General features: G+C 66.0%; 40 protein-coding genes and 1 pseudogene. 18 read left to right on the top strand and 23 right to left on the bottom strand.

Features of this window, described 5'->3' with window-relative positions:
• Positions 1–77: 77 nt before the first annotated feature.
• The 19 genes from DJ018_RS13280 to DJ018_RS13200 form a co-directional block, all read right to left on the bottom strand.
• A complete protein-coding gene (locus DJ018_RS13280; protein WP_111515446.1) occupies positions 78–2111 on the bottom strand; it encodes a hypothetical protein in 2034 nt (677 codons plus the stop codon).
• Positions 2112–2124: 13 nt separating this feature from the next.
• On the bottom strand, positions 2125–2850 hold the full coding sequence (locus DJ018_RS13275; RefSeq protein WP_111515445.1) for a phage terminase large subunit family protein: 726 nt from the start codon (positions 2848–2850) through the stop codon (positions 2125–2127).
• A complete protein-coding gene (locus DJ018_RS13270; RefSeq protein ID WP_111515444.1) occupies positions 2847–3590 on the bottom strand; it encodes a terminase large subunit domain-containing protein in 744 nt (247 codons plus the stop codon). Before DJ018_RS13270 ends, DJ018_RS13275 begins: the two co-directional genes overlap by 4 nt.
• A complete protein-coding gene (locus tag DJ018_RS19005) occupies positions 3496–3846 on the bottom strand; it encodes a DUF5681 domain-containing protein (RefSeq protein ID WP_133254294.1) in 351 nt (116 codons plus the stop codon). Before DJ018_RS19005 ends, DJ018_RS13270 begins: the two co-directional genes overlap by 95 nt.
• A gap of 230 nt (positions 3847–4076) precedes the next feature.
• A complete protein-coding gene (locus DJ018_RS13265; protein WP_111515443.1) occupies positions 4077–4289 on the bottom strand; it encodes a hypothetical protein in 213 nt (70 codons plus the stop codon).
• A gap of 40 nt (positions 4290–4329) precedes the next feature.
• A complete protein-coding gene (locus tag DJ018_RS13260) occupies positions 4330–4605 on the bottom strand; it encodes a hypothetical protein (RefSeq protein ID WP_111515442.1) in 276 nt (91 codons plus the stop codon).
• 27 nt (positions 4606–4632) lie between these two features.
• Positions 4633–4827: a hypothetical protein gene (locus tag DJ018_RS13255; protein ID WP_111515441.1), complete on the bottom strand. Its 195-nt coding sequence runs from the start codon at positions 4825–4827 to the stop codon at positions 4633–4635.
• A 490-nt stretch (positions 4828–5317) separates the two neighbouring features.
• Entirely contained in the window at positions 5318–5839 is a 522-nt protein-coding gene (nusG, locus tag DJ018_RS13250; protein ID WP_165842919.1) for a transcription termination/antitermination protein NusG, read from the bottom strand.
• Entirely contained in the window at positions 5832–6113 is a 282-nt protein-coding gene (locus tag DJ018_RS19000) for a hypothetical protein (protein ID WP_133254293.1), read from the bottom strand. The genes nusG and DJ018_RS19000 overlap by 8 nt, the downstream gene beginning before the upstream one ends.
• Positions 6110–6544, bottom strand: coding sequence for a hypothetical protein (locus DJ018_RS18995; RefSeq protein WP_133254292.1), 435 nt, complete (start codon positions 6542–6544; stop codon positions 6110–6112). Before DJ018_RS18995 ends, DJ018_RS19000 begins: the two co-directional genes overlap by 4 nt.
• Before the next feature lie 329 nt (positions 6545–6873).
• On the bottom strand, positions 6874–8262 hold the full coding sequence (locus DJ018_RS13240; RefSeq protein WP_133254291.1) for a replicative DNA helicase: 1389 nt from the start codon (positions 8260–8262) through the stop codon (positions 6874–6876).
• Positions 8259–8522 (bottom strand): hypothetical protein, encoded by a 264-nt coding sequence (locus DJ018_RS18990; protein ID WP_133254290.1) that lies wholly within the window; start codon positions 8520–8522, stop codon positions 8259–8261. The genes DJ018_RS13240 and DJ018_RS18990 overlap by 4 nt, the downstream gene beginning before the upstream one ends.
• Positions 8519–9019: a GcrA family cell cycle regulator gene (locus DJ018_RS13235; RefSeq protein WP_111515437.1), complete on the bottom strand. Its 501-nt coding sequence runs from the start codon at positions 9017–9019 to the stop codon at positions 8519–8521. The genes DJ018_RS18990 and DJ018_RS13235 overlap by 4 nt, the downstream gene beginning before the upstream one ends.
• Positions 9016–9411: a hypothetical protein gene (locus tag DJ018_RS13230; RefSeq protein WP_111515436.1), complete on the bottom strand. Its 396-nt coding sequence runs from the start codon at positions 9409–9411 to the stop codon at positions 9016–9018. Before DJ018_RS13230 ends, DJ018_RS13235 begins: the two co-directional genes overlap by 4 nt.
• Positions 9411–9761 (bottom strand): RusA family crossover junction endodeoxyribonuclease, encoded by a 351-nt coding sequence (locus tag DJ018_RS13225; protein ID WP_111515435.1) that lies wholly within the window; start codon positions 9759–9761, stop codon positions 9411–9413. The genes DJ018_RS13230 and DJ018_RS13225 overlap by 1 nt, the downstream gene beginning before the upstream one ends.
• Positions 9761–9952 (bottom strand): hypothetical protein, encoded by a 192-nt coding sequence (locus DJ018_RS13220; RefSeq protein WP_111515434.1) that lies wholly within the window; start codon positions 9950–9952, stop codon positions 9761–9763. Before DJ018_RS13220 ends, DJ018_RS13225 begins: the two co-directional genes overlap by 1 nt.
• 48 nt (positions 9953–10000) lie before the next feature.
• Positions 10001–10456 carry a hypothetical protein gene (locus tag DJ018_RS18985; RefSeq protein ID WP_133254289.1) on the bottom strand — a complete coding sequence of 152 codons (456 nt, stop codon included), beginning with the start codon at positions 10454–10456 and terminating at the stop codon, positions 10001–10003.
• Between the two features lie 370 nt (positions 10457–10826).
• The gene (locus tag DJ018_RS13205) at positions 10827–11315 is read right to left on the bottom strand and encodes an AP2/ERF family transcription factor (RefSeq protein ID WP_111515431.1); all 489 of its coding nucleotides are present in this window, start codon (positions 11313–11315) and stop codon (positions 10827–10829) included.
• 2 nt (positions 11316–11317) lie between these two features.
• A complete protein-coding gene (locus DJ018_RS13200) occupies positions 11318–11560 on the bottom strand; it encodes a hypothetical protein (protein ID WP_111515430.1) in 243 nt (80 codons plus the stop codon).
• 59 nt (positions 11561–11619) lie between these two features.
• Here DJ018_RS13200 and DJ018_RS19665 point away from each other — a divergent pair.
• From DJ018_RS19665 to DJ018_RS13125, 16 genes and pseudogenes are all read left to right on the top strand, one after another.
• Positions 11620–11793: pseudogene (locus tag DJ018_RS19665) on the top strand (helix-turn-helix domain-containing protein); the annotation flags it as partial.
• A gap of 48 nt (positions 11794–11841) precedes the next feature.
• On the top strand, positions 11842–12363 hold the full coding sequence (locus tag DJ018_RS13195) for a LexA family protein (RefSeq protein WP_240609548.1): 522 nt from the start codon (positions 11842–11844) through the stop codon (positions 12361–12363).
• 143 nt (positions 12364–12506) lie between these two features.
• The gene (locus DJ018_RS13190; RefSeq protein WP_111515428.1) at positions 12507–12794 is read left to right on the top strand and encodes a hypothetical protein; all 288 of its coding nucleotides are present in this window, start codon (positions 12507–12509) and stop codon (positions 12792–12794) included.
• Positions 12794–13123: a hypothetical protein gene (locus tag DJ018_RS13185; RefSeq protein WP_111515427.1), complete on the top strand. Its 330-nt coding sequence runs from the start codon at positions 12794–12796 to the stop codon at positions 13121–13123. Before DJ018_RS13190 ends, DJ018_RS13185 begins: the two co-directional genes overlap by 1 nt.
• Positions 13123–13287 carry a hypothetical protein gene (locus tag DJ018_RS19220; RefSeq protein ID WP_165842917.1) on the top strand — a complete coding sequence of 55 codons (165 nt, stop codon included), beginning with the start codon at positions 13123–13125 and terminating at the stop codon, positions 13285–13287. The genes DJ018_RS13185 and DJ018_RS19220 overlap by 1 nt, the downstream gene beginning before the upstream one ends.
• On the top strand, positions 13284–13481 hold the full coding sequence (locus DJ018_RS13180; protein ID WP_111515426.1) for a hypothetical protein: 198 nt from the start codon (positions 13284–13286) through the stop codon (positions 13479–13481). The genes DJ018_RS19220 and DJ018_RS13180 overlap by 4 nt, the downstream gene beginning before the upstream one ends.
• A complete protein-coding gene (locus DJ018_RS13175; protein ID WP_111515425.1) occupies positions 13478–13657 on the top strand; it encodes a hypothetical protein in 180 nt (59 codons plus the stop codon). Before DJ018_RS13180 ends, DJ018_RS13175 begins: the two co-directional genes overlap by 4 nt.
• On the top strand, positions 13654–13902 hold the full coding sequence (locus DJ018_RS13170; RefSeq protein WP_111515424.1) for a hypothetical protein: 249 nt from the start codon (positions 13654–13656) through the stop codon (positions 13900–13902). The genes DJ018_RS13175 and DJ018_RS13170 overlap by 4 nt, the downstream gene beginning before the upstream one ends.
• Positions 13899–14801 (top strand): hypothetical protein, encoded by a 903-nt coding sequence (locus DJ018_RS13165; protein WP_111515423.1) that lies wholly within the window; start codon positions 13899–13901, stop codon positions 14799–14801. Before DJ018_RS13170 ends, DJ018_RS13165 begins: the two co-directional genes overlap by 4 nt.
• A gap of 2 nt (positions 14802–14803) precedes the next feature.
• Positions 14804–15229 (top strand): recombination protein NinB, encoded by a 426-nt coding sequence (locus DJ018_RS13160; protein WP_111515422.1) that lies wholly within the window; start codon positions 14804–14806, stop codon positions 15227–15229.
• A complete protein-coding gene (locus tag DJ018_RS13155; RefSeq protein ID WP_111515421.1) occupies positions 15229–15627 on the top strand; it encodes an HNH endonuclease in 399 nt (132 codons plus the stop codon). Before DJ018_RS13160 ends, DJ018_RS13155 begins: the two co-directional genes overlap by 1 nt.
• Positions 15624–15818 carry a hypothetical protein gene (locus DJ018_RS13150; protein WP_111515420.1) on the top strand — a complete coding sequence of 65 codons (195 nt, stop codon included), beginning with the start codon at positions 15624–15626 and terminating at the stop codon, positions 15816–15818. Before DJ018_RS13155 ends, DJ018_RS13150 begins: the two co-directional genes overlap by 4 nt.
• Before the next feature lie 220 nt (positions 15819–16038).
• Complete coding sequence (locus tag DJ018_RS18980) at positions 16039–16452, top strand: hypothetical protein (protein WP_133254288.1); 414 nt, start codon at positions 16039–16041, stop codon at positions 16450–16452.
• Positions 16453–16454: 2 nt separating this feature from the next.
• The gene (locus DJ018_RS13140) at positions 16455–17108 is read left to right on the top strand and encodes a hypothetical protein (RefSeq protein WP_111515418.1); all 654 of its coding nucleotides are present in this window, start codon (positions 16455–16457) and stop codon (positions 17106–17108) included.
• Positions 17105–18091 carry a DNA methyltransferase gene (locus DJ018_RS13135; protein WP_111515417.1) on the top strand — a complete coding sequence of 329 codons (987 nt, stop codon included), beginning with the start codon at positions 17105–17107 and terminating at the stop codon, positions 18089–18091. Before DJ018_RS13140 ends, DJ018_RS13135 begins: the two co-directional genes overlap by 4 nt.
• 389 nt (positions 18092–18480) lie before the next feature.
• The gene (locus tag DJ018_RS13125; protein ID WP_111515415.1) at positions 18481–18678 is read left to right on the top strand and encodes a hypothetical protein; all 198 of its coding nucleotides are present in this window, start codon (positions 18481–18483) and stop codon (positions 18676–18678) included.
• On the opposite strand, the gene DJ018_RS13120 is transcribed toward DJ018_RS13125, so the two are convergent.
• Positions 18661–19857: a tyrosine-type recombinase/integrase gene (locus DJ018_RS13120; protein ID WP_111515414.1), complete on the bottom strand. Its 1197-nt coding sequence runs from the start codon at positions 19855–19857 to the stop codon at positions 18661–18663. The two genes, DJ018_RS13125 and DJ018_RS13120, sit on opposite strands and share 18 nt — an antisense overlap.
• 169 nt (positions 19858–20026) lie before the next feature.
• Entirely contained in the window at positions 20027–20359 is a 333-nt protein-coding gene (locus DJ018_RS13115) for a hypothetical protein (RefSeq protein ID WP_111515413.1), read from the bottom strand.
• A 150-nt stretch (positions 20360–20509) separates the two neighbouring features.
• Here DJ018_RS13115 and DJ018_RS13110 point away from each other — a divergent pair, with 150 nt between their 5' ends.
• Complete coding sequence (locus DJ018_RS13110; RefSeq protein WP_133254287.1) at positions 20510–20734, top strand: hypothetical protein; 225 nt, start codon at positions 20510–20512, stop codon at positions 20732–20734.
• A gap of 64 nt (positions 20735–20798) precedes the next feature.
• On the opposite strand, the gene DJ018_RS13105 is transcribed toward DJ018_RS13110, so the two are convergent.
• Complete coding sequence (locus DJ018_RS13105) at positions 20799–23486, bottom strand: TonB-dependent receptor (protein ID WP_111515411.1); 2688 nt, start codon at positions 23484–23486, stop codon at positions 20799–20801.
• Positions 23487–23684: 198 nt separating this feature from the next.
• Between DJ018_RS13105 and DJ018_RS19660 the strand changes: the two genes are divergently transcribed.
• Complete coding sequence (locus DJ018_RS19660; protein WP_420849516.1) at positions 23685–25496, top strand: Ca2+-dependent phosphoinositide-specific phospholipase C; 1812 nt, start codon at positions 23685–23687, stop codon at positions 25494–25496.
• Between the two features lie 4 nt (positions 25497–25500).
• Here DJ018_RS19660 and DJ018_RS13095 read toward each other — a convergent pair whose 3' ends face one another.
• The gene (locus DJ018_RS13095) at positions 25501–26430 is read right to left on the bottom strand and encodes a hypothetical protein (RefSeq protein ID WP_111515409.1); all 930 of its coding nucleotides are present in this window, start codon (positions 26428–26430) and stop codon (positions 25501–25503) included.
• Positions 26431–26442: the final 12 nt, after the last annotated feature.

Genomic DNA, 26442 nt, shown 5'->3' with positions numbered 1-26442 from the left:
TAGCTTGGTAGGCGTCCGCCCGGGTTCGCAGCTCAACGAGCATCAGGGGGTCGGCCTGGCCGCTCTCCCATGAGTGCTCAAGCCATCCCGCCTTCTGGTCCTCCGAGCGCTTCTGGAGCGCCGCCAAGGCCCATTTCGTCAGGGGATGGTCCCGCCATGCCTGGAACTCCTCGAGGGTTGGCGCCGGCAGTGTTTCTCGCGACAATCTCAGCCGCCTCCGCGGTTAGCTTCCGGCCAGCGGCGACGTCCTTCTCCGCCGCGGCCTGATCACGCTGCGCCTTCGCCTCGACGGCCGGGTTCGGCGGCATCGGGACGGGAAGCAGCTCTTCAGGGTCGTCGATCTCAAAGGCTTCGAAGGCGCGCTTCATGATGGCGCGGTCGTTGCCGCCCTTGCCGATCAGCCCCATGAGGAGCTGCGCCTTACCCATCGCCTGCATCTTGGTCGCGACGGACGGGTCAGAGACCGGCAGCACGTCCTTGCCCTCGCCGGAGAAGTCCGCGGCAAAGTCCGCCTCAGGATCGTCCAGCACCTCGAGGTAGTCGTTCGGGTCGCCGTACGCGCCGATCAGGTGGTACAGCATGATGAACTCGGCCTTCAGGCCGCGGTACACCCGCTTGTAGATGGACGAGAAGACCTGCAGGCCCTGCTCGATAAGCGCCAGGGTCGTTCCCACCGGGGCCGTGGAGTTGGCCTCGCCGGTCAGCACATCCTTGGTCGAGGTGATGTCCTTGGCCGCGCCCAGCATCAGGTCCAGGACTTGGAACATGACCGGCGACGGTTGCGGGACGTTGCGCTCGTAGATCGCGTCCCGGATCGAGCCGGCCACGGTGACCGTCTTGTACTCGTTGGGCCGGAAACGGATCGTGTTCGTCTTGCCCGGACCGCCTTGCAGACGCAGGCTCGAGGCGATGAAGCCGCCGCCCGCGATAGCCGCATGGCCCGCGTCGATCATCTGGTTGATCGAGGTGTTGACCACCTCAGTCAGCTGGTCGAGCAGATGGCCGAAGCCGATCGAGTGGAAGCGGCCCTTCAGGTCCGGCAGGAACTCGTATTTCGTGTACGGCATCCAGCGGTCGAAGCCGACCACCCGCTCCTCGCCCTCGACGCCGCCCATGCGAGCGCCTTCCAGGGTGTAGGCAGCCTCGATGCGGAGAACCTGACGGGTCTCCTTGTCCACCGTAACGACGTAGGGCTCTTCCAGTCCGTCGCCATCCAGGTCGTGCATGCGGTGCTGTTCGAGCAGCATGCGCGGGGCCTGGTCGTCTTCAGCCGTGGCCGGCAGGCTCACCTGACGGTACCGGCCCGCGCGGATGCGGCCCTCGATCTGGTACGGGTAGACGTCCGGGATCTCTTCCGTGACGCGTGGCGCGGTCTTCAGGTTCTTGACGTCCTGGTTCACCACCAGGCGCATCGCCGAGACGTAGGCCGCGTTGCAGCGACCGCTGTCCAGGTCGTGCCATTCCTTGCGGTAGCCGAGCCCGATGATCGGCAGCTGGTGCAGCAGGACGTCGGTGTCCCCTTCCCAGTCCTCGATCTCGTAGAACAGCTTGTAGTTCATGTAGTCGCCGACGCGCTTGGCGCGGGCGATCTTGGCTTGGCGCTTCTGCAGGGCCTCGGTGGCGGCTTGCACGGCCATCTGGGCGCGCCGGTCGCCCTGCGACGCGGCTTGCTGGACTTCCGGCGGGGCGCTCTCGGGCGGGGTGCCGAACACCTTCACCTTCACCGCCTCATCGTTCTTGATGATGGCCGGATAGGCGCGTGCGGCGAACTGCAGGGCCGCGACCGTGAGCAGCGGGTAGCTCACGTTGGACGCGTTGTCCCACGGGTAGTTCTTGATCTGCTCTTCTTCCTGAGCGGCGCGATCAAGGGCGCGCTGCGCCTTGGTTTTCCAGGAAGCCCGGGAGCGGTCGTCCAGCTCGTAGTCCTCGACCACACGCGCGCCGAGGTTGGCGAGTTGGGTCGAGTCCAGCAGATGCGAGATGTCGCCTTGGGTCTTGGCGATCTCGTAGAGCTTGGCGAGCGGGTCAGCCGTCGCGGGCTCCTCCGCGAACAGGTTGTCCTCGCCCTCGCCTTCCATCGGCTGGGCGTCGAGGAGTTCGTCGTCTTCCATCGAAGCTCCTCAGTCAGTAGCCCGTCGTTGGCGAGTAGCCGCGCCGGTCTTCTTCCCAGTGCCGTTCGGGCTGGGTGCAGCCGCGCGCCATGCCCGACATGATCAGGTAGCGTTCGGCGTCCATCAGGTGGTCGCGTTCCTTGACGACCTTGCCCTTGTCGTCGCGGCGGTAGAGGCGGCGTTCGCCAATCAGGTTCGTGCAGGTCTTGAAGACCTTCAGCCGACCCGACACGAGCCGCCGGTAGACCGTGAACAGGCCCGCCTCGACCTCGTTGTTCGCCGGCAGCAGATCCAGGCCCAGCGACACGTACTCGGTCATGAGCGCCGTGCCGTCGCGCTGCTGTCGCCCACGAGCCGCCGGGTCGATCACCCCAGGTATCCAGTCGCCCCGCGCCCGGATGGCGTCGGCGTGAACCTGCGGCGGCGCCTCGCTGACGTAGTACTCGTCGTAGACGTAGACCGTGTCGCTATCCCGGTTCCAAGCGCCCCAGACAGCAGCCGTGCGGTTCCAGCCCACGTCTAGGGCGAAGGCTCGCGGCCAGTGCGCAGGGATCTGGAACGGATCGACCGTCCAAAGCTCCTCGCTCACCGGGTAGATGACGCCAGAGCCCAGCGCCGGAATGCCCTTGGCCCGCGCGTCCCGTTGGTGCGGCGGGATCGACTCCCACAGCTCCTTCTTGGTCGCGTCGTCCAGGTGCGGGACGTCGTCCCACGTGATGCCGATCGCCCACTTGCTCATTGCGGCGCCAGCTCCGGCATGAAGCTCAGCGCCACGTTGGTGAGGCCGTTCAGCGGCGTGAACGTCGAGATTACCGAGCCCTTGGTGGTCATCGTCCGCAGCAGAAGCTCGGTGTAGACGCTCTCTGGCGGCTCCTCGTCACACCAGCCGAGATCCCGTTCGGTGCCTTGCCAGGCTTCCCGCCCCTGATCGTAGGAGCGGAACTGAATGATGCTGAGCCCGCCGTTGACGTGCTCGATCTCCGCGTAGTCCACCCCGTCCGGGATGCCAGCCGCCGGCTTGATGCGCTTGATCATGTCCCGGGGGATCATCCCCGTGCCACGCGCGCTCGCCGGTCCGAGCAGCTTGGCGACCACGATGTCCCGGGTCGTCGTCCCAGTATCTCCGCCACAGAGGCAGTTGATCGGGCGATCCCAGGTCCGGCCAGGCCACCACGCGAAGTCGTCGGTGTGGTAGAGACCCGTGAGGTGAAGGGTCACCTCATAGGCTCCGATGCCTTCGGTCTTCCCTACCCGGTTCGCAGCCATCGCGGCGCGCTCCCGGTGGACCTTACCCGCGGCGAAGAATGCCATGTGCTTGGCGTAGAGGTCGCGCCGAAGCGGCCCCGTCGCCGGGTAGTAGGTCCATAGCTTGCGGCCCTCATCCTTAGTGGACAGCGCCTTCGCTATCTGCCTCTCGAGCGCGTCGAGCTTCTCGGACGGCATCGAGGAAAGCAGCAAGTTCATCTCGTTCGAGATCATCGAGCCTCTCGTCCTTCACCTCGACGTGCTTCGGTGAGAGGGAGGCGACGACCTTCAGGTACACGTCAGGCTTCTCGGAGCGGACGGCCGCGATGACCGCATCCCCGTGCTCAGCGAAGTCATCGGACAGCGCCCGGACGAAGTCCTCGTTGAGCTTGTTGCGCGAGCCTTTGGGGCGACCGTTGGGGTTGCCGCTCTGGCCGGGCTTGAACTGGGTTGCCTGTTTGCGCCCTGTATTTTCAGGTTGGTCGGCCATCCGGCCTCTCTTTGTCATCCGCTCGCCATCACGGTGACGAGCCAAACGATTAGGCCTCCAACGACAGTCGATGCCAGCTGGAGGAGGAAGCTCTTCAGGTCGTCGTTCATGCGCCCGATTGTGCGGCGGGCGGAACGCGTCTCAGTGGGCTGCGGCTTACCGGTCATGTGGCTCATGATGGAGCCGTACCGGGCCGTGTGGATTGAACCCCACTTATGGGGCTACAGCGCTCAGTCTTCCTGCGTCAGCTTCCCCACCAGGAAGTCTTCGGCTTCGTCCTGGCTCTCGCACTTGCAGACGTGGAGCCATTCACCGCGCTTGTGGGGTTGGCGGACCCACTTCTCTACAATCCAGAAGCAGTCTCGTTCGTAGGTGCGCCAGGGAATGGATGAGGCGTCTAGGAAGGCCTTCTGGATCAATCCGTGAAAGTCGCGGAGAGCCATCAGGCTTGGGCGTCTGTCATGGGACGCTCCGGGTTAGGCGCTAAGCTGGCTGGTAGGCGTAGACGCTGCGGACGAACTCGCGCCGGCCCTGCTTGTAAATCGCTTGCCGTGGTAACGCCGCGTAGGCCGCCCTTCCGCGCTCTCGGATGAACTGCCCCTTTGAGATCATGAAGAACCAGAAGCGCGGGTCGTCTGCTCGCTTGTAGTGCAGCCCCCGGAGGCGCTCGCCTTCCTGCGGGTCCGGGTTGAGCCTTAGCACTCGCTCAGCCACCGCTGGGCCAACCTTCATCCGGCGAAGGTGGGCTTCTAGGCTCATGCTGGCCTCTCGGTATGGGTTCGCCCGCTAGGCGGTGCCGATCTGATTGAGTTCAGCGCCTTCATCGAGCGCCAGGTGCAGGACGCCCTCGCCCCACTTGCTCATCAGGTTGAACTCGCCGGGGACTTCGCTTTCCGTGATGGTCACCGACCCACCCGCGCGGCGCACGAGAATGGCGAGCGCTGCAATCATGATGTCCGGGTTATCGGTCAGGAAGCTCACTGCGTCCTCACTGTAGGGAGCCCGCTTCCGACCTCTTTGGTCAAAGCGCTGAAGCGTGTGTGTCGGGCGGGCGTCTTGGGCCAACCGCGGCCTGTTGGGCTAGGGAGCGCTAGCTATCCCACTCGCGGTTGGAGTCTGGTCACCGCTTCGCAGATGAGGCCCGGCGTCGTGCCCGGTACCTCGGGGATCGGCCACCCTCGCTGAGGGAGTGTTTCGTTCCGCGCGTTGCGGTCCAGCCGGCGTCCCGCTACCTGCTTCGGTAGTTAGCCTGGACTATGCCTCGCGCGCGCAAGCTTTGCAACAACTAATTGGGTGAGTCAGGTTGTCGCGGCGCTAGATGTGGTGTGTCGCTCGGCTAGCTGCGCCACCTTGCGGATGAAGGACCAGGCATCCCTTCCAGATCCAGTCGGGATCATGCACAGGTACGTTCCGCTCCGGCCGAAACGAAGCGCAATGGCTGCGCGAATGTACTCCTCCTGAAGCGTCGGGCTCACGCCGCCCTCAGCTGGTCGGAGTTGAGTGTCACGCCCCGGCCGAACGGCCCCTCAAGCATCACATGCGCGCGCTCGCCCCTAGGCGTCGCCAGCACCTTGCCGATAAAGCCCAGCCACGTGCCCGCCTCAACCATGACGCGGTCGCCCTTGCGGGGGCGGTAGACGCGGCGCTTGCTCTTCGTGCGGTCGTAGGCCCCTGCCCGTTCCTCCGCCTGGATGGTGAGGATGGCTTTGGCCGGGATCGGCATGGGCGCCGCCTCCCCGCTTCCGTCGATGCAGCGGACGAAGTCGTGGACGCCGTCGATCTCCAGCACGTCGTGGATCTCGCTGGGGCGGATCAGCACGAAGAGATAGCCGGGGAAGAGCGGGCTATAGGCCACGTCCTTGCCGTTCCGGTCATGGGTCCAGCGCGTCTCGCACGGCAGGAAGGCGGTGAAGCCGAACTCGTTCAGCGACTGGAGAGCCTTGCGCTCCCTCCGCGTCGCAGTCCTCACGGCGTACCAGGCACTTTCACTCATGCTCAGCCCCCAGTCTGGTCTCGATGAAGTCCCTAAGCTTGGCGTCGTACTCGTTGCCGGCTTGCGCCGAGTTGGGCGCGGCATCCAGCAGATCGGTCATTGCCCGAACCATCCGGTTCCAGTCCGTGGCGACCTTGACCATGGCCTCCAACCGGGCTTCGCGGCTGGCGCTGCTCGCCGAGGCAACCAACAGGTTGTCCCGCAGGAACATGGCCCAGAGGGCGGCTTTGCTGGCGGCTTCGCCCACCGCGTCGTTGGCGTGGGCGAGGCTCATGCGGCCAGCTCCGCAAGCGGCGGGCCGCGGTACCCGGGCTTGCCGGGCTTCGGGCCCCACTCGGAGTTCCAGTAGGCGGCGCGCTCCCACTGCAGCAGACGGCGCGGCCAAGGATCTTCCTCGACCAGCTGGGACACCGGGTCGGGCTCAGCCTCGTAGGCCTCCCACCGCTCGTTGCGGACCATGACGTGCGGCCCCTTGGCGAACTGGCAGTTGTCCTTCCGGGCGTCCGGCGAGGCGTAGTAGGCCCGAAGCCCCTCGGTGACCGCAGCGAGGTCTTGCCCCCGCTTCAGGGCCGATCGCAGGGCGCGCTCGAGGTCGGCCTTGCTGCTGCGGCGGCGCGCGATTGAGGGACAGAAGTCCCAAATCTCCGAGGCCCAGTCAGTGATTTGCTTTTCGGGGTGTCGGTTAGAACCAACCTCTCCGGCCAAATCCCCAGCTTCAGCGGGGGAAGTACCCCCCTTTAGGGGGGGGATGGGGGTATTTTCTTTAGGGGGTTCGGGGGACCTTTCTTTGGGCTCCGCCGCTTCCACGGTTTCTGCGGAATTCCGCGGAATTCCAGACTTTCCAGCCGCCTTCCGAGCACGGTCTTTGGCTCGGCGCTGCTCAGCCCGAACGTCCACAGACAGGCGGTCCAGAAGGCTCGCCACGAGCTTGTCGTGCTCAGCCTGGGCGTTCCGCTCGAACGCTTCGGCCGCAGCCATGGCCGTATCCAGATCCACGCCGGCCGCCAGCATCTGCTTCAGGAAGGCGACCGGAGTCATTGACCGTCCTCCGGCGCATCCTCGATGTGGTCGTACTCGGCGTAGTAGACCTGCTCGTCCTTGCCGACCGAGCCCTGGCGGACCTTGGCGGCGAGCACGTCCATGCGGCGATGCATGAGGGCGCATTGCTCCTCCCAAGCCGCACGCTTGCCGCGCTCGGTGGGCTCGGAACGTTCGAGGTAGTAGACCTCGCGGTAGGGGAAGAGCACCGCGTTGGCGTCCTGCTCGATGGCGCCGCTCTCCCGCAGGTCTGACAGCTGCGGGCGCTTGTCGTCCCGGCTCTCGACGCCCCGATTGATCTGGCTCAGCAGAACCACGCAGGTCTCAGCCTCGCGGGCGAGCTGCTTGAGGCCCTTGGTCATCTCACCGATGACGGAGGCCTCGTTGCGGCCCTTGGCGTCCGGCCGGTCCATGATCTGCAGGTAGTCGATGAAGACCGCGGCGACCGGCCCGCGCTGCTTCAGGGCCAGCACCCGGCGACGGACATAGTCCACCGACAGGATCGGGCTGTCGTCGATGATGAAGTTGGTCGGGACCTTGTGGGCCAGATCCCGGAGGCGAGCCCGATCGGACGCGTCCAGCGTGTCGCCGTTCATATCCTTGTAGGCGATGCCGTCCCCGGCCATGTGGCTCATCTGGGACAACGTCCGCTCGTCCAGCTCCCGGCGAGCCATTTCCAGGGCGAAGAACACGACCTGATGCTTGGTCCGCTGGGCGCAGCCGAAGGCCGCTGCACGGGCCAGGGCCGTCTTCCCCATCGAAGGGCGACCAGCGACCACCACGAGCCAGCCGGGGCGCAGACCACGCAGGCGGCGGTCAAAGCACCGGAGACCGGTCATGGCGCCACGAGCGCGCCCCTGGACGGCTTCCCGGTCGATCTCGTCCAGCGTCATGTGGACGGACGAGCGGGCGTCGATCAGGTTGGTGGAAGCCGGCGCGGCCTCTTGCACGAGCCGGGCGAAGTCGCGCTCAGCGTTGGCGATCAGGTTAAAGGCGTCAGCCCCGCTGCGGGCCGCCTGGCGCAGATCGTCGGCAATGCCGGCCACCTGACGCAGACGCGCGGCGTTGACCACGATGTCGGCGTGCGTCTTGGCAGAGCCCGGCGTAGCGTCGGCCACCAGGCGAGCCAGAATGCCCCGCTCCTCGCCGCCCTCGCCCAGAGCCTCCACCACGGAGACCGGGTCAGCCACGTCTCCGCGGCTGATGAGGTCCATGGAGGCTTCCCAGACGCGAGACAGGAAGCCGTCATAGAAGTATTCAGCCGAAACATAGGCCAGCTGCTCGCCAAGCTTGTTCTCGTACAGCAGCGAGCCAACGAGCGACAGTTCGGCGTCAATGTTGGCGAGCGGCGTCGGCGCGCTCATCGGCAAGGTGGCGACAGTCACTTCAGCGCCTCCAGCACAAGCTCAGCCGCTTTCTTGCGACCGAGATGCGCCACACACAGCCGCACGGCGTTCATCAGCAACATGCGGCAAGCGGCGTCTCGCGACTCCGGCTGAGCGCTGTATTTGCGCAAAGCAATGGAGATGAAGCGAGGGAAGATCATGCGAACATTGTTTACTGCTTCGCTCGTTTTACGAAGCGTTAACTTGTCGCTAACGCCCTCACCGTCCACAACAATCTGCGATCTTGTGGGCCGCTTCATGCCGCAGCTCGCAGAGCCATGCGCTCCAGGGAACGGGCCTTCTTCTTCGGCTGGGGATTGGTCCCCAGGCGGAAGTGATCTGCGCACCAGCCTTGCTTGTGGACCGGCGCGCAGCAGGACAGCGTCTCCGCGCCCTCCCCGCCGACCGGCCAGCAGCACTCGCCGAATTGGCGCTCGGTCCAGACCTTGGGCGTGGAGACCTTCAGCGGCTGCCAGGCGTGGGCCAGAAGCTCTTTGCGCGGCGGACCAGCCGGCGGGACAACCACGACGGCGCCACGCCCAGCAATCACCAGCCTCGGGGCCACAGCACGCGACGGGCGCGGAGCCTTCGGCTTCGCAGGCTTGGATGGCGCCGCTCGCTTCATGCCCGCGCGATGAAGCTTGCCGATCACCGCGTTGCGGGTGACGCCGCCCAACTCATTAGCGATCCGAGAGGCAGACCAGCCGTTCGCCCACAGGCGGGCCATCTCGTCAAAACGTTCAGGCGTCCAGCTCATGCTGCGCTCCTCTGACCGAGCCGCGCCCAGGCGCTCAGGTCTGTTTGGGTTTTGGGATCTTGGCCGGCGGCGATCAGGCGGGCGCGAGCCCAGCCGTACTGCCAGGCCAGCCGGGAGAGTGTGTCTTGGTCGCACGCCGGGGTCGTGCGCCCGACCTCCTCCATCACGCGCCGGATCACCGACTTATCGAGACCCCACACCATGGACAGGCCGCGCTCTGAGCAGCCGGTCTCCTGGATGATGCGGGCGATAGCGCTCTGACGAGCGGCGACGGCCTTGCGGCGCGTGCTGGCGTTGGTCACCGCGGCCGGCGAGACGTGATGCGCCCGCGCCTCTTCCTTGATGATCTGGACGACCGTGTTGCGATCGGGCTTGCGGAAAGGCTTCGCCATCAGACGCCCTCCACGCAGATGCGGACGGCGCCCGGCTTCTTGGGCTCAGCGTCAGACCAGGCGATGGCGATGGACTGGGCGAGGCTATCGTCTTCCACCACGCCGGCCTTCACCAAGCAGTCCAGCGGGGCTTTGAGAAGCCCATCCAGATCCCGGCGGCGACGGTCGGGGCGATCCAGCAAAACGCGCACGTGGAAGGAACCAACGATGCGCGTCGGTTGTTGTGCTCGCACAGCTGCAAGCGCTTCGGCGAGCCAGCCGCGATAGCGAGGCGACTGCACCCGGCCCTTGCCGCGCACGTTGAGGAAAAGGTTGTTGACCGCAGGCGGCCAGGGAAGCGTGAGCGTCATCAGCCACCCCGCCGCAGCAGGGAGTGGACGTAGGCGCTCAGCTCTTCCTGGAAGGGCTTGCAGGAGCGGTGAGCCGCGCGGGCTTCAGCCATGCGCTTGCGCAGGCGCTTGACGATCGGATCATCTTCCAGCGTCAGGGGCTTGGGCTCGCCGGTCAGCAAGGCGTGCAGCTTGGGAAAGCGGGTCAACATGGTTAACCCTCCCCCCGCAGCCGCTCGATCAGGGTGAGGGCGAAGTCCTCAACCGTACCGGCGATCCGAGCGGCCGGCGTCAGGGTCTTCCGAAGAAGCCACGCGAAGGCCACCAGAGCCCACAGTGGGACGAGCGCGCAGGCGCGCGTAACGGCCCCTAAGATGCGTTTCGAGCGCATCCAGTTTTCGCCTCTCATTGGCGATGTCCTCAATTTCTCGGGCGATGCTTGTTTCGTAAGTCTCGCCAATGACTGCAGCCCCCGCCGCAGAAAGGAGAGACCACCCGTAGGCCTTGAGGAGCTTGGTCAGGGTCACCGATGAGAGGTGCCCAGCCACGATGTTCTCGGCCGTGCGGGTGTCGCAGTCGATCATCCGCGCCACGGTCTTTGCCGTGTTCGTCGGATGCTCCTGCTTCAGCCACTGGCTGACTGCTTCACCTAGGCTTGCAGTCAACCGCAAAGGTTGCGGGTCGTACCCCATGAAATCCGCCATCCCGTCAGCCATGAATGCCTCGCTTGCGGCGCAGGGCCGCAGGACGACGAGTCACAGGGACGGGTTGGCAGCGATGGAGGTGGGAACTCAGTGTGATGCGTTGATTGCTCGGGACCGGCTTCTGACGGCGATGTCCCAGAGCGAAGATGTCTTTGAACGCGTGTCGCTTTGGCGAGCGGCAGCGCGGTTCAATCGAAAGCACCGGGAGAGCCTGCACGCGGGAGGAAACGCGCAGGCTCTCGCCGGCCCCGGCCAGACTGGTTGGGCTCGTGCGACCGGGAATGCTGAGTGAGGTGCTAGCCAAGGACATGGCGCACCCCCAAAGCGACTGCAGACCAGAAGCTGGTGCAGAAGCTGAAGATGAAGAGCGGACCCAGGCGCATCAGGCGGCCTCGTCCGGGAAGTTCAAACGGGCAAATGCGCCGTGAAGCTCACGAGCAGCCTTGTCGTAAGCCAGGGCGGCATCCAACTCCGCGCCGAAGGTTCCCAGGTAATGGCGCCGCCCGTCACAGACGATCACAGCCTGCCAGCGGCCGATCGACCGATTGAAGAACGCGCCCTTGAGCTTATCGGACCGATAGCCGGACCGGTTCTTCATGTTCTGCTGGTGCGTACACAGGCGCAGATTGCTGCGTTGATTGTTGAGCGGGTCGCCGTCGATGTGATCGACCTCAAGACCGTCCGGCGCCTGCAGCAGCTGCCGGTGCATCATGATCAGGCGATGCCGCTTGGGGTATCGCTCTTCGCCGCGCGGGCCGCGAACAGCGCGACCGCCGTTGCTGCACATCCACTTCCACTGACTGAGCCAGTCGAAGTCCGCATCATCAACGATGGCGACCTTGCCCTTGGTGAGCGGGATCTCGCGGGCCACGATCAGCCCCGCGAACGCTTCGGCTTGGCCGGTTCCTGCGCAAACTCAGGGAAGAAGTCCGCAGGCGAGATCTCCACGCCCATCTCAGGAGCCGCGCGCAGGATGCGCCGCATCTGCTCATGAGTGAGCGTGTTGCGCTCCTTGCGCTCCGAAAGGGTGTGCGGTCTGATGCCAGCGGCCTCCGCCACACGCGTTTGCGTGCCGAACCGCGCTTTCAGGTGGAGGACCACGTTTGTATCGGACATGATCCGATAATATCGCGTCTATCGATTATCGCAAGCCCCGAAATATCGGGCGAGCGTCGATGAGCGCTGTGCTTACTGCGCGCCCTATGGCGAACGCAGCGACTCAGAGCGCCCACGTGGAAACCGGACAGCGCATACGCGAGGCGCGGAAGCGCGCGGGGCTCACCCAGAAAGAACTGGCTGACCGCCTTGGCGTGGTGCAGTCGGTCGTCTCAGACTGGGAACGCGGAGCGCTAGAGAGCTGGCGCGATTACACGGACCAGTTGTCTAGGGTGCTAAGCGTGACCCACGGTTACTTTGCCGCAGGGACAAGCGCTCAACGTGGCCCCTTACTTGCGCAGGAGCTTGAGGTCGTCGGCGAGGTTCAGGGCGGGACCTTCCGTCTGGCGGTTGAGTACTCTCCGGAGGACCGATACGTGCTGCCCGCTATCGCCACGCCTGGATACGACCGAGTGCCGCGCCGCTACCTGAAGGTGATCGGCGACTCCGTGAACCTTGAGTTTCCTGACGGAACCTATGTGTGCGTCGTTTCGGCGGCGGACACAGACGTGCGCTCCGGCGACTTCGTGGTGGTCTACGCCCGACAAGGCGAGCTGCGCGAGGCCACCATCAAGCAGATCATGGTTGAGGCAGAAGGCCGCATCGCGCTGTGGCCCCGGTCTACTGACCCACAACACCAGGCGCCCATCTATCTGAACGATGACGACCAAGACGCTCCGGAGATCGCCTACGTGGTGATCGGAGCGTACAAGCCCGTTGACCGGCCGGCGCCGCCGATACGCCTGCCCCGCGCTCGCCGCTAACCGCCAAAATATCGCTCAGCCTTATCGAACGCGCCCCTCCTGAGGGTGGCGTGCGCATCGGCGTATCGGAAAATATCGCCTTTCCCGATTGACATTATCGGACCGCCCGATATTCTAGCTCCATCGAACGACGGAGCTGATCCATGCCCGACTGCACCGGATACATCGCCCCCCGCACCCGCACGCTGATCGACAGCACCTGCAAGGGCGACGCCTACGACCTGGGCCTGCCGGGTCCGCGCGACTACCGCGAGGACAGCGAAGGCCTGCAGGTCACCTACGACGACCGCGGCCCCTGGCCCGTCCTCACCATCACCGGCTCTGACGGCGAAGTCTCGTTCACCGGGGCTGACGCTATCCGCGCCCTCTCCAACGCCTGCCTGAAGGCTGAGGCCTGGGCTCGGGCGGCTGAGCAAGCGAGGGCGGCGTGATGGCTGCGATCACCAAACAGACCGCAATGGACATCGCTCTCGCTTACCGCGAGGTCGAGACCGCCGAGGGGCTCCTGAAGGAGCTGCGCGAGGCGAAGGATCGGCGCGAAGCCCCCGACGTTCGGGACGCCTTCGGGCGGCGGCAAGCTGGCCTGCAACTCGGCGTTCCGAGCGGTCACAACTCACAACGGCTGTTTGACGTGCCGTGGTCGCTCGCGATCCCGATCATTGAGGCGCACGTGGCGCAACAGCGGGCTCAGATCGCCGTGCTGACGGAGCGGGCGCGGCTGGAGATGGCCGAGGTCGGTCAGCAAGCCGAGGGCGAGTGATGGACGCCGTGACCACCCAGCCGCCCTGCGCGACGAACGACAACCGCGAACCCTGGCCGGATGCCCGCCCAGACGGAGGCTTCTTCGCCCTCGCGCAAGAGATCGCCTCCCTCTCTACGGCCGACATCGAAGCCATCCTTGAACAGAACACGAGGGCGCAATGAGCGAACTCACGCTGAGTGAGCTGCTTGGCGAGCACAAGGCGATGCGATCGGCCATCGAGCTGATCGGCAGCCTCAGCCACCCCGATAGCCCGCTGACCCTGGAAACGAAGGTCGAGGTCGCCACCCGCGCCGCTAGCGCCGTGCTGGCCTTCCTTCACGCCAACGAACTCCGCACCCAAGGGAGGGACACGTGAAAACCGTCATCCTCACCAGCGAGGCCTTCCTCTCCCCCGCTGAAAAGCTCGGCGCTCGCTGCGTCCAGACCCTGACCCGGCGCAAGGCTGTGGTGATCCCTCACATGATCGCGGCTGCTGTGGGCGTCCTTGCGGCGGCTCTGCTGATCGGCATCGAACGGGCGGTGCTGTCATGAGCGCGCTCACGAAGGCCGGCGACTGGTGGACCGCCTACCAGTCAGGTCAGCGGCTCCCCGAGCACGCTCTGGCCCTCACCCCTCCCTTCACGCCCGCAGAAGCGGCGGTGTTCGAGCTTTGTAGTGTCGAGCCGTCCAGTTCCCCCTTCTGCGACCTGTGCGGCCAGCCCGCGACTGCAGACGACTTCTGCGAGGCCGTGAGCCTGGTCGTCTGCCCCACCTGCATCGAGGCGCACCCGCAATGAACGCTCTGACCACCACCACGGCGACCTACGCCGTCTCCGACCTTGAGCGCATGGCCAAGGCCTTCGCCGCCTCCCAGCTCTTCGGGGTCAAGAACGCCGACCAGGCGCTGGCCCTGTGCCTCGTGGCCCAGGCTGAAGGCCGCCACCCGGCGACCGCGGCGCAGGACTATTCGATCATCCAGAACCGCCCCTCCAAGAAGGCCGACGCCATGCTGCGCGACTTCCTGGCCAGCGGCGGCAAGGTCGAGTGGCACGAGCTGAGCGACGCCAAGGCGGACGCCACCTTCAGTCACCCGGCCGGCGGCTCTGCCCGCATCGACTGGACGCTGGATCGCGCCAAAAAGGCCGGTCTCTCCAACAACGCGATGTACACCAAGTACCCGCGGCAGATGCTCCGCGCCCGCACGGTGAGCGAGGGCGTCCGCACGGTGTGCCCCGGCGCCACCTCCGGCATGTACGTGCCCGAGGAAGTTCACGACATCGTTCAGGAGCAGCCCCAGCGCGCCGCCCCGCAACAGCAGGAGCCCGCGCAGGATGCCGAGTTCAGCGAAGCCCCGGCCCTGGAGTTCGCGCCCATCGTGGAGCGCAAGAAGGCCGCCCAAGCCAAGCGCGACGGCGACGACGAGCAGATCCGCAAGGAGCTGAACAGCCTCGACATCACGCGCCTGACTGAGTGGGAGGCGGAGTTCGACCAGCGCACGGCGCACCTGCCGCTGAGCTGGCTCGACGCCATTCGCGACATGATCCACTCGCGCCGCGAGGAGCTGCTTGGCGCTGCCGCTGTAGCCGAGGAGGAAGCCGGCCTGGACGAGGCCTTTCGCGCTTCCCTGGGTGAGGCAGGCGCTTCGCTTATTTCCGGGCGCGAGCTTGCGGATCGTCAAGCGTCGAAGGCCGCCTGACCATGAGCCGCGTCCTCTTCAGGCTGATCAATCGGCGGGAGCGTCAGAGGGCGATGCACTTCCTGACGCACGCCCCTGACGGCGCACTGGTGGAGTTCAAGCGCGATCGGCGCACGACCGAGCAGAACTCCGCGCTCTGGGCCCGCCTGACGGACGTGGCTCAACAGGTCGAGTGGTACGGAGCGAAGCTGACGCCCGAGGACTGGAAGGACGTGTTCACGGCGAGCCTGCGGAAGGCGCGCGTGGTCCCTGGCCTCGACGCTGGCACCTACGTGCCCCTCGGCATGCGCACCTCCGACATGACCAAGGAGGAGCTTTCCGACCTGCTGGAGCTGATCGCCGCTTTCGGCGCGCAGCACGGCGTACAGTTTCACGACAGCGACCAGGGCCGGGGAGACGCCAACAACGTCTCCTCGGAGGCCGCCTGATGAAGCTCTTCATCGCCCGCGAGCTGCTGGACGGCACGCCCCGCAAGGCCATGACCCCGGCCCGTCGCAAGCGCATCCTAGACGCACACGACCACCAGTGCGCCCGCGAAGGCTGCACTGAGACCATGCGGCTAGAGATCGACCACGACATCCCTCTGGCCCTCGGTGGCTCGGAGGAAGACGGCAATCTGATCGTGCTTTGCTACGCGCACCACAAGGATAAGACCCGCCAGGACATCTGGCAGATCTCCAAGGCGAAGCGGCAGCGGAAGCTCATCGAGGAGCCAGTGGCTTCCAAGCGCCCGATCAAGAGCAACAGCCGCCTGGTGGGTCGCCCATTCCCGACCGACCTCCGCAAGAAGCTGAGCGGGCAGGTCGTCCGCAAGGAGGGCGCATGAACCCCCTCGCCCAAGCCGCCACGGACTTCCTGAGCGCCTACAGCTCCGTCCGTAAGCGCCTCCCGCCCCATGAGGTCCAGATTGCGCCTGACGGTCTCTGCATCCGTCTCCGCTCAGGCCTCGATCTGCTGATCACCCATGAAGCGGCACGCCAGTTCCGCGAAGCTCAACAGGAAGCCGAGCATGGCTGAGTCAATGACCCCCAACCCCTCCAGCGAGCGCTTGGGAGAAGAGAATGAGCGCGCCCAGAGCGTGCCGTGCGCGGACGCGGGAACCCATATCCCGCGCTCGCCCGAAGGCCCGTCACCTGACCCGGTTGCGGCCTTGAGGGTTGCGCCTGGCTATCGTCGCCGTGTCTCGCTGGCGGAGTGCCCGGTTGGCCTATTCATGTCGGCCAGCGGTGAGGTCTGCTTGAAGACCGAGTACCGAACGGCGGGCGGAGCCATCGAGGCGTACATCGCAAGCAGCGGTGAGTTCTTCTGGGGCGACCAGCCGCAGACCGTCGAAAGCCAAGCCCAACAGGTCGTCACGCCGTTGGAGGCAGCGCGGGATATGGGCTCCCGCGCGCCGCAGGGCGCTGGATGCGACCCTGGGAGAGACAATCCTCCCCCCTCACAACCCCTGAGAGAAGCGGTAGGGCGGGAAGAGTTCGAGCGCCGCTTCATCGAGAAGATGGTGGCGGTCGCTGGCGAGACGTTCGCCGATGGCGAGAGCGTCTGCGAGTACGCCGCCCAGGCCGCTCCGACCTACTGGGAAGAGCCCTGGCAACGCGAGGAAGGCCCGGAGGCCTGCGCGCTCGCGGACATCAACTACTGGGAGGGTTGAGCATGCTGGGCAACCTCAGCCTGTCGGTCGCCATCGTTGAGCAGAACCTGCTCCAGCAACGTCCGTGGCGGTTCGACGCTCAAGGGCAAGCAGCTGTGCAATCGGCTCTGCGCGAAGTCCTCGCCGCCCTCCATTCCCCCGCCCCTACGAACGCTGGGGTAGAGCAAGCCAGGGAAGCGCTGAAGGCATCTTTCCACGAGGGCTACCGCTGCGGCTTCGTGGACGCGCTAGATCCGCAGGGACAGAGGCCAGAGGAAGACGTCTGGGCGAAGTGCGACCCCGTCTATCCGAACGAGGCGTGGGCCAACAGCACGACGCTCGACAAACACCTCTCCTCTCTACCCCAACCCGTCACTGGATCGGGAGAGGAAGGAAGAGGGGGTTCCTCCCGGAGCGAGCCGTGCGCGGACGCCCAAGAGCGCTCGCCCACACGCCCGTCGAGTGACCCGGTTCTGGCGCAAGCCAGGGAAGCGCTGAGGAACGGGCTCGCTTACGAGCTTTACCACCAGCTCGAACACATGGGGTATTTTCTCAGCAGCCTGGAGGCCGACCAACTCGCGGACTGCGCCCTCGCCGCTCTTCCACCTCAACCGGTCAATGGATCGGCAGCAGAGGGAAGAGCCCCCACCTCTTCCAACGCGGAGGGCGGACGATGAGCCCTCGCGTTGAGAAGATCGGCGACGCCACGCTGTACCTGGGCGACTGCCGGGAGATCCTGCCGACGATCGGCAAGGTCGACGCCGTCGTGACGGACCCACCCTACGGTGTTCTCGGCGAGGAATGGGACGACATGACTACGCGGGAACTTGCGCGGTTCACGATGTCCTGGCTGCCTCTGGTCGCAGAGAAATCGGACACTCTGCTCACGTTCTTCGCCCAAGAGAAACGGCAGGTCTTGGACCCGTTGCTCGGCGCGCTCTTCGATGAGGTCCGGCAGTTGGTGTGGAACAAGCTCGGCGGGCGCGTGTCCGAAGACGGCATGTTCTACTCGTACGAGCCAATTTACTACTGCCACCCCACGAAGATCTGGAGCGTATGCGAGCCTAAGGCGCTGGCGTTCGCCGCGCGGCTGCGATCCCTGCGTGAGGCCGCTGGCCTGTCTAAGGGAGCCGTGGATATCGCCGTGCGCGGTAAGAAAACCGGCCTCTGCTACCGCTGGGAGGAGGCTGCTTGCCTGCCCACGCCCGAGCAGATGGCTGTTCTGCAGGTAGTGCTCCAGCCAGATCAGGAGTTTCTGGCGAGCTACGCCGCGGCTGTTAAGGCCAAAGACCAGACGGTCAGCTTGGCGCGCGAACAAGCGTCACGGAACGCGGCACGACGCCTTGACGTGTTCCCGGTTGCGCCCACAGCGGGCGGCCCTGGGCGGCACCCAACCGAAAAACCTGTCTCACTGATGGCTGCCCTTTTGGACGTCGTAAGTGAGCGCGGCAACATGATCCTTGATCCGTTCAATGGATCCGGAACGACCGGCGTCGCCTGCATCCAGTCAGGGCGCCGTTACATCGGCATCGAGCGCAACCCGACCTACTTCGAGATGGCCTGCCGGTGGCTCGAAGAGGCGCACCGCCAGCCCCGGCTCTTCGAGGATCCCCCACCTAAGCCGGTTCAAGCGTCCATCTTCGATGGAGAGGCCGCGTGACCACCAAGCGAAGCAGGTCGGCAGAAGCGGCCTTCTACCAGACGCTAGGTACGCGCGGTCGAGTGCTGTTCGGGCGTATGCTTGAACGAGCTGATGGAGACCCTGCCTACGCGCGCCAGCTCACCCACTGGCTTTTTCATGACAGCACCGTAGCGCTCTACGCACTGGCTGAGCCGTTTGGCGACTGGCATGACAATGCCCACTTCAACGGTATCGCATCCATAGACAGCGCCCACCTTCACGCCAGGGCGATGCTGCGCGCGCTCCGGGCCACAGGGCAGAGCGAGACGAGCGAGCGTGGGCAGGGCCCCACGTCCGCGCACGACTCGTGCGGGAGACCAAAATGAACAAGCCCGCCGTCACCAAGGCTCAGATGAGGAGGACCGTGGATGAGTGACAAGCTAGCGTACACGGTCGCCGAAGTGGTCGCCCGCACACCTTGGAAGAAGACCAAGATCTACGAGATGATGGCCTCTGGCGAGCTGCCCTGGCGCTCGCAGCACGGCCACCGCTACGTGATGCATGACGACCTGATGGCCGCCCTCCTCCGCGCCCCTGTCGGCGTGGAGTCAAACCGGGCGGCTTAGAGAAACCACCTGGGCGGTGGGCTTGGCGCAGTAGCCGGCCCACGCCTCCATCAGGGCCCGCCGCTTCTCCAAGGCATCGCCCCGCCGGTAGGCCCGCTCCGTTTCATCCCCGACCAGGTGAGCGAGAGCCGCTTCGATGATCCCGCTCGGGAAGTTGGTCGTATCCTCCGCCCAGTCCTTGAACGCCGACCGGAAGCCATGGACCGTCACGTCCAGCTCCATCGTGCGAAGAACCTTGTCCATGCTCATGTTGGATATGGGCTTTCCGGCCTTGGCTCCTGGGAAGAGAAACGCGCCGGGCTTCAGGTCCCAGACGTTCATCGCCTCCAGAACCGCCATCGCGGCGTCGGTCAGCGGCACGCGGTGCTCCCGACCTCCCTTCATCCGATCGGCCGGCACGATCCATAGGCGCCGCTCGCGGTCGAACTCCTGCGCGGTGGAGCCGATTGTCTCCCCGGTCCGCGCCGCGGTCAGGATCGTGAACTCCAGCGCCCGCGCGCTGATGCCGACCCGCTCCCGCAGCTGCACCATGAAGGCCGGCAGATCCCGGTAAGGCAGAGCGGCGTGGTGCTTCACCGCCTGCCGCGGGCGGGTGAGCAGCAGGGCAAGGTGTCCCTTCCAGCGGGCCGGGTTCTCGCCCTCGCGGAAGCCCCGCGCCTTGGCCGCGTCCAGCACCCGCTCAATGCGCCCCCGGGTTCTGGAGGCCGTCTCGTGCTTGGTGTTCCAGATCGGCTTAAGCGCCTCGAGGATGTGGTCCGTGGTGATCGCGTCCACCGGCAGCGGGCGAAGACTCCCCGCGTACTCGGTGAGGGTCATCTTCCACTGGTCTTTGTGCTTGGGGTTCTTGGAGGTGAGCGCGGCCACGACTTCGTCCGCCAGCTCGCCGAAGGTCGGTGCAACGCCCTTGGTCCGCTTGCGCTCTTCGATGGGGTTCACGCCCTTGAAGACCAGCTTGCGCGCCCGGTCCCTCGCCTCGCGGGCTTCGCCCAAGCCCACCAAGTCGATCGGCCCTAGGCCCATCTCCTTGCGCTTGCCCTCCCACTGGAAGACGAAGACCCAGCGCTTGGCGAGGCTGTCATCGACCTGAAGGTAGAGGCCGTTTCCGTCCGCGTGCCGGCCGGGCTGCTTGATGGATCGGACCATCCGGTCGGTCAGTCGGTTGATCGGCCGGCGCGCCATCCTAAAAGTTACCCCACATTTCGACACGGTAGCGGGCGGAAACGAGCGGCCACGCACGGAAACACTGCGTCGAAATGGGTAGGCTTCTCAAGGGGAAAAACGGTCGCGAGCGGTCGCAAGCGGAAGGGAGTTCGATAGACACCCCATCCGCCAAAAGCCCTCGACGCGCCTAGCGCAGGCTCCGCTGGATGAGCCACAGGTGCAGGCCGTGGGCAGCGAGCAGCCCGGCAGCCATCATGATCAAGACCGGCACCACCAGCGCCTCCTGACCCGGACGCGGCGGTACGCCGAGCAGGGCAGCCCCCGCCGTTGCTCCCAGAACAAGAGCTCCCAGGGCTGGCGTGAAGGCAAGGGCGAGCCTGCGGGGCGCGGTCCAGTTCACCGCGCCGGTCATCGACCATTGCATTGGAAGACGGTCGTAGCCACGGAAGCGCCGGTCCGCCCAGAAGGAGGCGAGCGTCAGCAGAAGGACGCCAATAACGGCGATCGACGCTTCAGCCATGAGTTGCACCTCGCGCAACAAACCGCCCCGTCTGGCGGCTAAACTCATCTCACGGGCGAAATCCCCCCACCCAGACTGAGCCGTTAAGAGGGGAACTCGCCTACAGGTACACGCTTTTGTTGAGTTGTGTAGTGGATGGGAACAACCCCGATGGGCACCAGAGTATTGGATGCGCCTCGTCGATCACGAGCTTGGCGTAAGAAGGAGTCCCGGCTTGCAGGCGGTCTTGTCGAGACCGCCCCGGCCAACACCGATGAGGTCCTCTCCAGCGTCAAACGCTTCCCGGCGCTGCTGCGTATTCTGATCATCCTCGGAAGCGCGGCGGGGTTCTGGGCGCTGATCTGGGTTGGCGTAAGCGCGGCCCTTCGTAACTGAGCCTGTGTCCTGAAAGCTCAAACCGGCCGGTGTGCGGGGCCGCCGGGGCGACCCCGCTTTCCGTCTAGAATTGCAGGTTTGCGCCGACGAAGATCGTGCGGCCGCTCTGCGTGGTGTTCCACAGGCGGCGAGCCTGCGGATCGTTGTACTGCTCTTCACGCTCGTCGGTGAGGTTCACCGCATCCAGCGTCAGACGGATGGCCGGCGTCAGCTGATAGAAGGCCGCCGCGTCGACGTAGGTCGTCTCGTTGAAGCCGCCGAGGTCGATCGGATAGTCGGAGCGGTAGTTCGCCGATACCCGCGCGCCGTAGCGGGCGGTCTCGTAGTAGACCGTCACGTTGTAGTTGAGGTCGCTCATCCCCCAGATTTCGCCGGTCTGCCCGTTGGGGTAGGTCGTCTTGGAGTCGATGAAGGTGGCGTTGGCGACCACGCCGGCGTTCTTCAGCAGGCCCGGCAGGAAGAAGAAGTCGGTCTGGGCGCTGAGCTCCAGGCCGGTCAACTCGGCGTCGTTGAGGTTCACGGGGCGGGTGAACTCGTTGACATTGCGCGAGCCGCCGACGCCGGCGATCAGATTGTCCGGCAGGCCGGTTGTCGAATAGGGCACGTTGGTGACCCGCTGGCTGACCACGAAGCCGTCGATCTTCTTGTGGAAGACGCCGGCGGCCAGCATGCCGACCTCGCCGAAGTACCATTCGGCGGCCAGGTCGAACTCGTCCGAGGTGTAGGGCTCGAGGTTCGGATTGCCGACGTTCACGGTGACGAAGCCGGTGGCGTTGTCGAAGCTGACCGTGCCGTTCATGGCGTAGGAGGCCAGGGCCGGGCGGTTGATGTTCTGAGCCGCGGCAGCGCGGATCTGCAGGCTCGGCGTCAGTTCGAGCACTGCGTTGAACGCCGGCAGGACGCCCGAGTAGGTGTTGCTTACCGAGATGGGCCCCACATTGGCCACCCCGTTGGAGGTGAGCTCCGTCTCATAGGCGCGAAGGCCGACGTTGCCGCGCAGTGTGCGCCCCAGGAAGCCGGTGTTCCAGTCGAGCTGGACGTAGCCCGCCGTGGTGTCTTCCTGCACCTCGTAGATCGAGCGCGGGGCGCCCAGGGTGCGGGTCACGCCGTAGTTGGCCAGGGCCTTGTCCCAGTCGACGATGATCCAGGACTGATCGTCGTGCTCGTCGAACACCTTGGCATAGTTGTTCACCCGGTCGTCGACCGTGCCGTTTTCCCACTGCGTGCGCAGCAGGTCGTCGGTGGCTTGTTGGTACCCGGAGTTCTTGAAGCCGCGGAACGACACGCCGGCCTTGAATGTCAGGGCGTCGCTGAAAGTGAAGGCGCCGTTCAGCTCGGCGTTCTCCAGTTCCGTCGACTGGTAGGTGGCCGAGAAGTCGATCTCGTGGGCGCGGTAGTTGTTCGGGTCCGTGGTGTCCCACTTGTAGGTGTTGCGGGCGCTGTTTCCGCCCATGGTGTAGTCGGTGATCAGGCCGCCGAACGCCTCGGTGTAGAACTTGTCGGAGATCGGGATGTCGTAGTCCGAGGTCTCCTTGCCGATGTGCCCGTCGATCTTCAGGCGGTCGGTGAGCTGCCATTCGCCGGTGAGGACGAGCTGGTCAAACTTGTTCTCGGTGTTCTGACGACGGGTCTCGGTGGCGAACACCGTGTTGTCGACGTCGGCGTAGATGACCGAGTTGAAGCGGTCATACTGGATGGCGTTCAGCGTCGGCGCCGCCTGGGTGATGCCCGAGTGGCGCACAGTGCCGCCCAGGACGGTCGACGCCTGCGAGGCGCGGGTGGCGAGGTGGAGCTCGCTGCGATCGTTGGTGAACTCCCCGTGCAGCGCATCGAGGGTGAAGGTCAGGTTCTCCATCGGCCGCCACTGGACGGCGGCGGTAAGGCCGAGACGCTCCTGGTCCGAGTTCCACACCGACAAGCGGTTGCCGCGCTGGAACACCAGGGTACCGGCGTTGATCAACGCCTGGTCGGTCGGCGAGAGCTTTGAGATGTTCGTGCCGCCGGAGACCACGCGGCTGGGCGCGTAGGTGTTGTAGCCCTGCTCCTGCGTCTTGCGCTTGGAGTAGGCGGCTGAGACCAGGACGCCGAAGGTGTCGTTCCAGTTCTGGCTGAACATGCCGGCCAGGCGAGGCTGGAAGTCGTCCGTGGCCGAATTGGTGCCGGCCTGCAGCGACAGGGCCGCCCGGCGGCCGTCGTAGGCGAAGGGCTTGGCGGTATAGAGGCCGACTGTGCCGGCCATGCCGCCTTCGTCCTGCTCGGCGGAGAAGGACTTGCGGACCTCGACCTTGTTGAAGAGCTCCGAGGCGAAGATGTTGAAGTCGAAAGCCCGGTCGCGCGAGGTCTGGCCGCGGCTGTCCATCGGCGAGTCGACGTTGCCCAGCACTTCCATTCCGTTCAGCTGAACGCGGGTGAAGTCGGGGCCCAGGCCGCGCAGGCTGACCCGGCGCCCTTCGCCGCCTTCCCGGTTGATCGCCAGCCCGGGGAGGCGCTGGAGCGATTCAGCCAGGTTCAGGTCGGGGAACTTCGCCATGTCCTCGGCGACGATGACGTCCGAGGTGATGTTGGCGGTCTTCTTCTGCTCGCGCGCGGCGGCGAGCGACTGACGGAAGCCCTGGACGACGACCTCGTCGACTTCCGCGGGCGCGTCGGCGGTGACGATGGCCTCTTCTGCGCGGGCGGCGCCGGTGAGCAGTGCAAAAGCGATGATGCCGCCCGCCGCGCTGGCGACGAGCCGAGTTCTCGATGACGACATGTTTCTTATCCCCTGCCCCGGATGCCGCCCCAGATTGGGCGTCCCGGCGCATGCGGCGCGGCGTTAGGGCGGCTCGGTGACCCGTGCTTGAAGCTTCAACGACGGCTTTGTGAAGCTTGTTGGCGGGTGGCTGCGCATGGCCGACGCGGAACCGTCATGCGACGCAGCTAGTAGCGCCGCTTCGCGATGGGGAGCGCTATGGCCAGTATCCTGCTGTCACTGATGTTGTCGGCCGCCGCGGCGACGGGCGCGTGCGACCTGAGGGCGCCTGACGCCGGCGCGGCGGGACCGGGCGGCTGCGCGCAGGCTTGGATGGACAGCCGGCTGCGGATGAACGACCTGACCGCGGTCGGGACGCACAACAGCTACAAGCTGGCCATCCCAGCGGACGAGCTGGCCGCGATGGTCGCCGCCCGTGGCGAAGCTGCTCTGGGCGTCGACTATGCCCATCGCCCTTTGGCCGAGCAGTTGGACGCCGGGGCGCGCCAGCTGGAGATTGACGTCCACTACGATCCGCAGGGCGGGCTCTACGCCAAGCCGCTGACCGCGCTTGGCCGCGGGGCTGTCCTTTCGCCGGAAACGGCCGAAGCGCTGAGCAAGCCCGGCTTCAAGGTGATCCACATGTCGGACGTGGACTTCCGCTCGTCCTGCACGACCTTCCTAGCCTGCCTGGAGCAGGTGAAAGCCTGGTCCAAGGCTCACCCCGACCACGCGCCGATCCTCATCCTGATCAACGCCAAGGAGGGCTCCGCCAACGTGCCGGGCGGGGTCACGCCCCTGCCCTACGACGCCGCGGCCTTCGACGCCCTCGACGCGGAGATCCGCTCGGTGTTCGGCGACGACCAGCTGATCACGCCTGATAAGGTTCAGGGCCGGCGGGCGACCTTGCGCGAAGCTGTGCTGGCGGGCGGTTGGCCGACCCTGGGCGCTGCGCGAGGCAAGGTGTTCTTCGCGCTCGACGAAGGGCCGCAGAAGGTGGCGGTCTATCGGGGGGCGCGCCGCTCGCTGGAGGGGCGTGCGATGTTCGTGAACACCGACGAGGCGTCGCCCGCGGCCGCCTACCTGACGCTGAACGATCCGATCCGCCAGCGTGATCGGATCGCCGCGGCCGTGAAGGCCGGCTTCATCGTCCGCACGCGGGCCGACGCGGAAACCTGGCCGGCGCGCCGCAACGACGTCACAGCCCGCACAGCCGCCCTCAGCAGCGGCGCGCAGTACATCTCCACCGACTACCTGTGGCCGGACGCGCGGTTCGGGGGTGGATACACGGTGCGGCTGACGGGTGGCGAAGCGGCCGCCTGCAACCCTCTGCGTTCACCTGAGCGCTGCAGCGGGATGTCGATCGACGCGGTGGCCGGAGCTCCTGCCCGCGGCTACCTGACGCCCGAGGCGCGGCCGGACCTGACCAAGATCCTCCCCGGGCCGCCCGCCCCTGGCTCGCCGCGGTCCGTGGCGGACGCGGGTGTGTTCGACGGCTCACGCCATCTGCAAGGCTCCCCGCGCTGGAGCCTGGCGACCAGCGACGTTCGCGGTCACATGTTCGATCACTTCGGCGGGGCGCTGGGTGTCCGCCTCACGCCGCAGAGTGCGCCGGTGCTGAACGCGCTGCTGGAGCGCGCCGGCGAGGATCGCAGCGTGGTGAGCGACGCGAAGCGTCATTGGCAGAGCCGCCGGCCGTACCTGGGCAAGGATGCGCCCATCTGCGAGGCCAAGACGGACCATCTGGCGGGCAATGGCGACTATCCCTCAGGCCATGCGGCGCATGGTGAGCATGTGGCGATGATCCTGGCCGAGCTGGCTCCCAGCCGCGCCACGGCGCTGTACGAGCGAGGCCGCGAGTACGCCGACAGCCGCTGGATCTGCGGCTCGCACAGTCTCAGCGCGGCTGAGGGTGGATTGCAGGCCGGGGCGGTGATCTACGCGGCGGAGCATCTCTCGGAGACGTTCCGGCGCGACATGGATATGGCGCGCGCCGAGGTGGAAGCGGCGTTGAAGGCCACCTTGCCCTGAGGGCTCAGGCCAGCAGGCGACGCAAGTCCTCGCGAAGGGCTGCGACGTTGCCTCGCACGCGAGCCTTGTAGGCCGCGACAGCGTCCGGATCGACGTCGAACAGGGTGTTCTCCGGATAGGTGCGGCCGAACACGTCGCGCAGCATGGAGCCGAACTTGCCGGACGCGATGTCCAGGTTCGGCATCTCGCGCTGCTCGCGATAGGCGACCTGACGGGCGGAGGTGAGCGCGCACAGCAGCGGATGCAGGCGGCTCGACAGAACCGTGGTGTAGGATTGGATGCGCTCGATCACGCGGTCCAACGGCAGCTCCTTCTGGACCTCGGCGCCCACAACAAGCCGCTTGTCCTTGTGCGGGGTCGCCAACGGAAAGGCGTCGATAAGCCAGTCGCCGAGATGGCGGACGTTGGCGCGTCCCTGGCCATAGAGCTGCTGGTCGGTCTCGTAGCGCGCCCACCAGGTGTCGAGGCGATCCAACACCGCACCGAAGCGGTCGGAGTCGATGGTCTCGCGATACTGAGTGCCGAAGATCCCGACGGCGGCCGGAACGCGGTCCAGCAGGGACAGCAGGTCGTCGGTCAGCAGCGGCCGAAACAGGCTGTTGCCGATACCGAGGACCAGCAGGTCGGGCTCGCCCTCAGGCAAAGTCCAGGGGCGATGGTAGATGCGGGTGATGCGGGCATTGGGCGGCAGGACGTGGCTGAGCACGTGCATGCCCAGCCGATCGCCGAAATTGCCGACATTGCTGTAGCTCAGCACCCAGACCGTGCGCTCGCGCGCAGCCGGAAGCGCCCGCCGCGAGGCGGCGCCATGGCCGGACGGCTGACGGCGCCCGATGCCGCGGGTCTCTGGGGGCACGAGGCCGTCCAGGCGCAGGTCGCCGGACGGATGTGGGCCGCGCGCCTCCGGCGTGGCTGATGGCTGGTTCGGGGACACGGGTACGCCTAC

Source organism: Phenylobacterium deserti (assembly GCF_003254705.1).
In the GTDB taxonomy this organism is placed as follows: Bacteria; Pseudomonadota; Alphaproteobacteria; order Caulobacterales; family Caulobacteraceae; genus Phenylobacterium; species Phenylobacterium deserti.
Note: the sequence above shows the minus strand (reverse complement) of the source record. Positions and strands in the feature narration are given on the sequence as shown.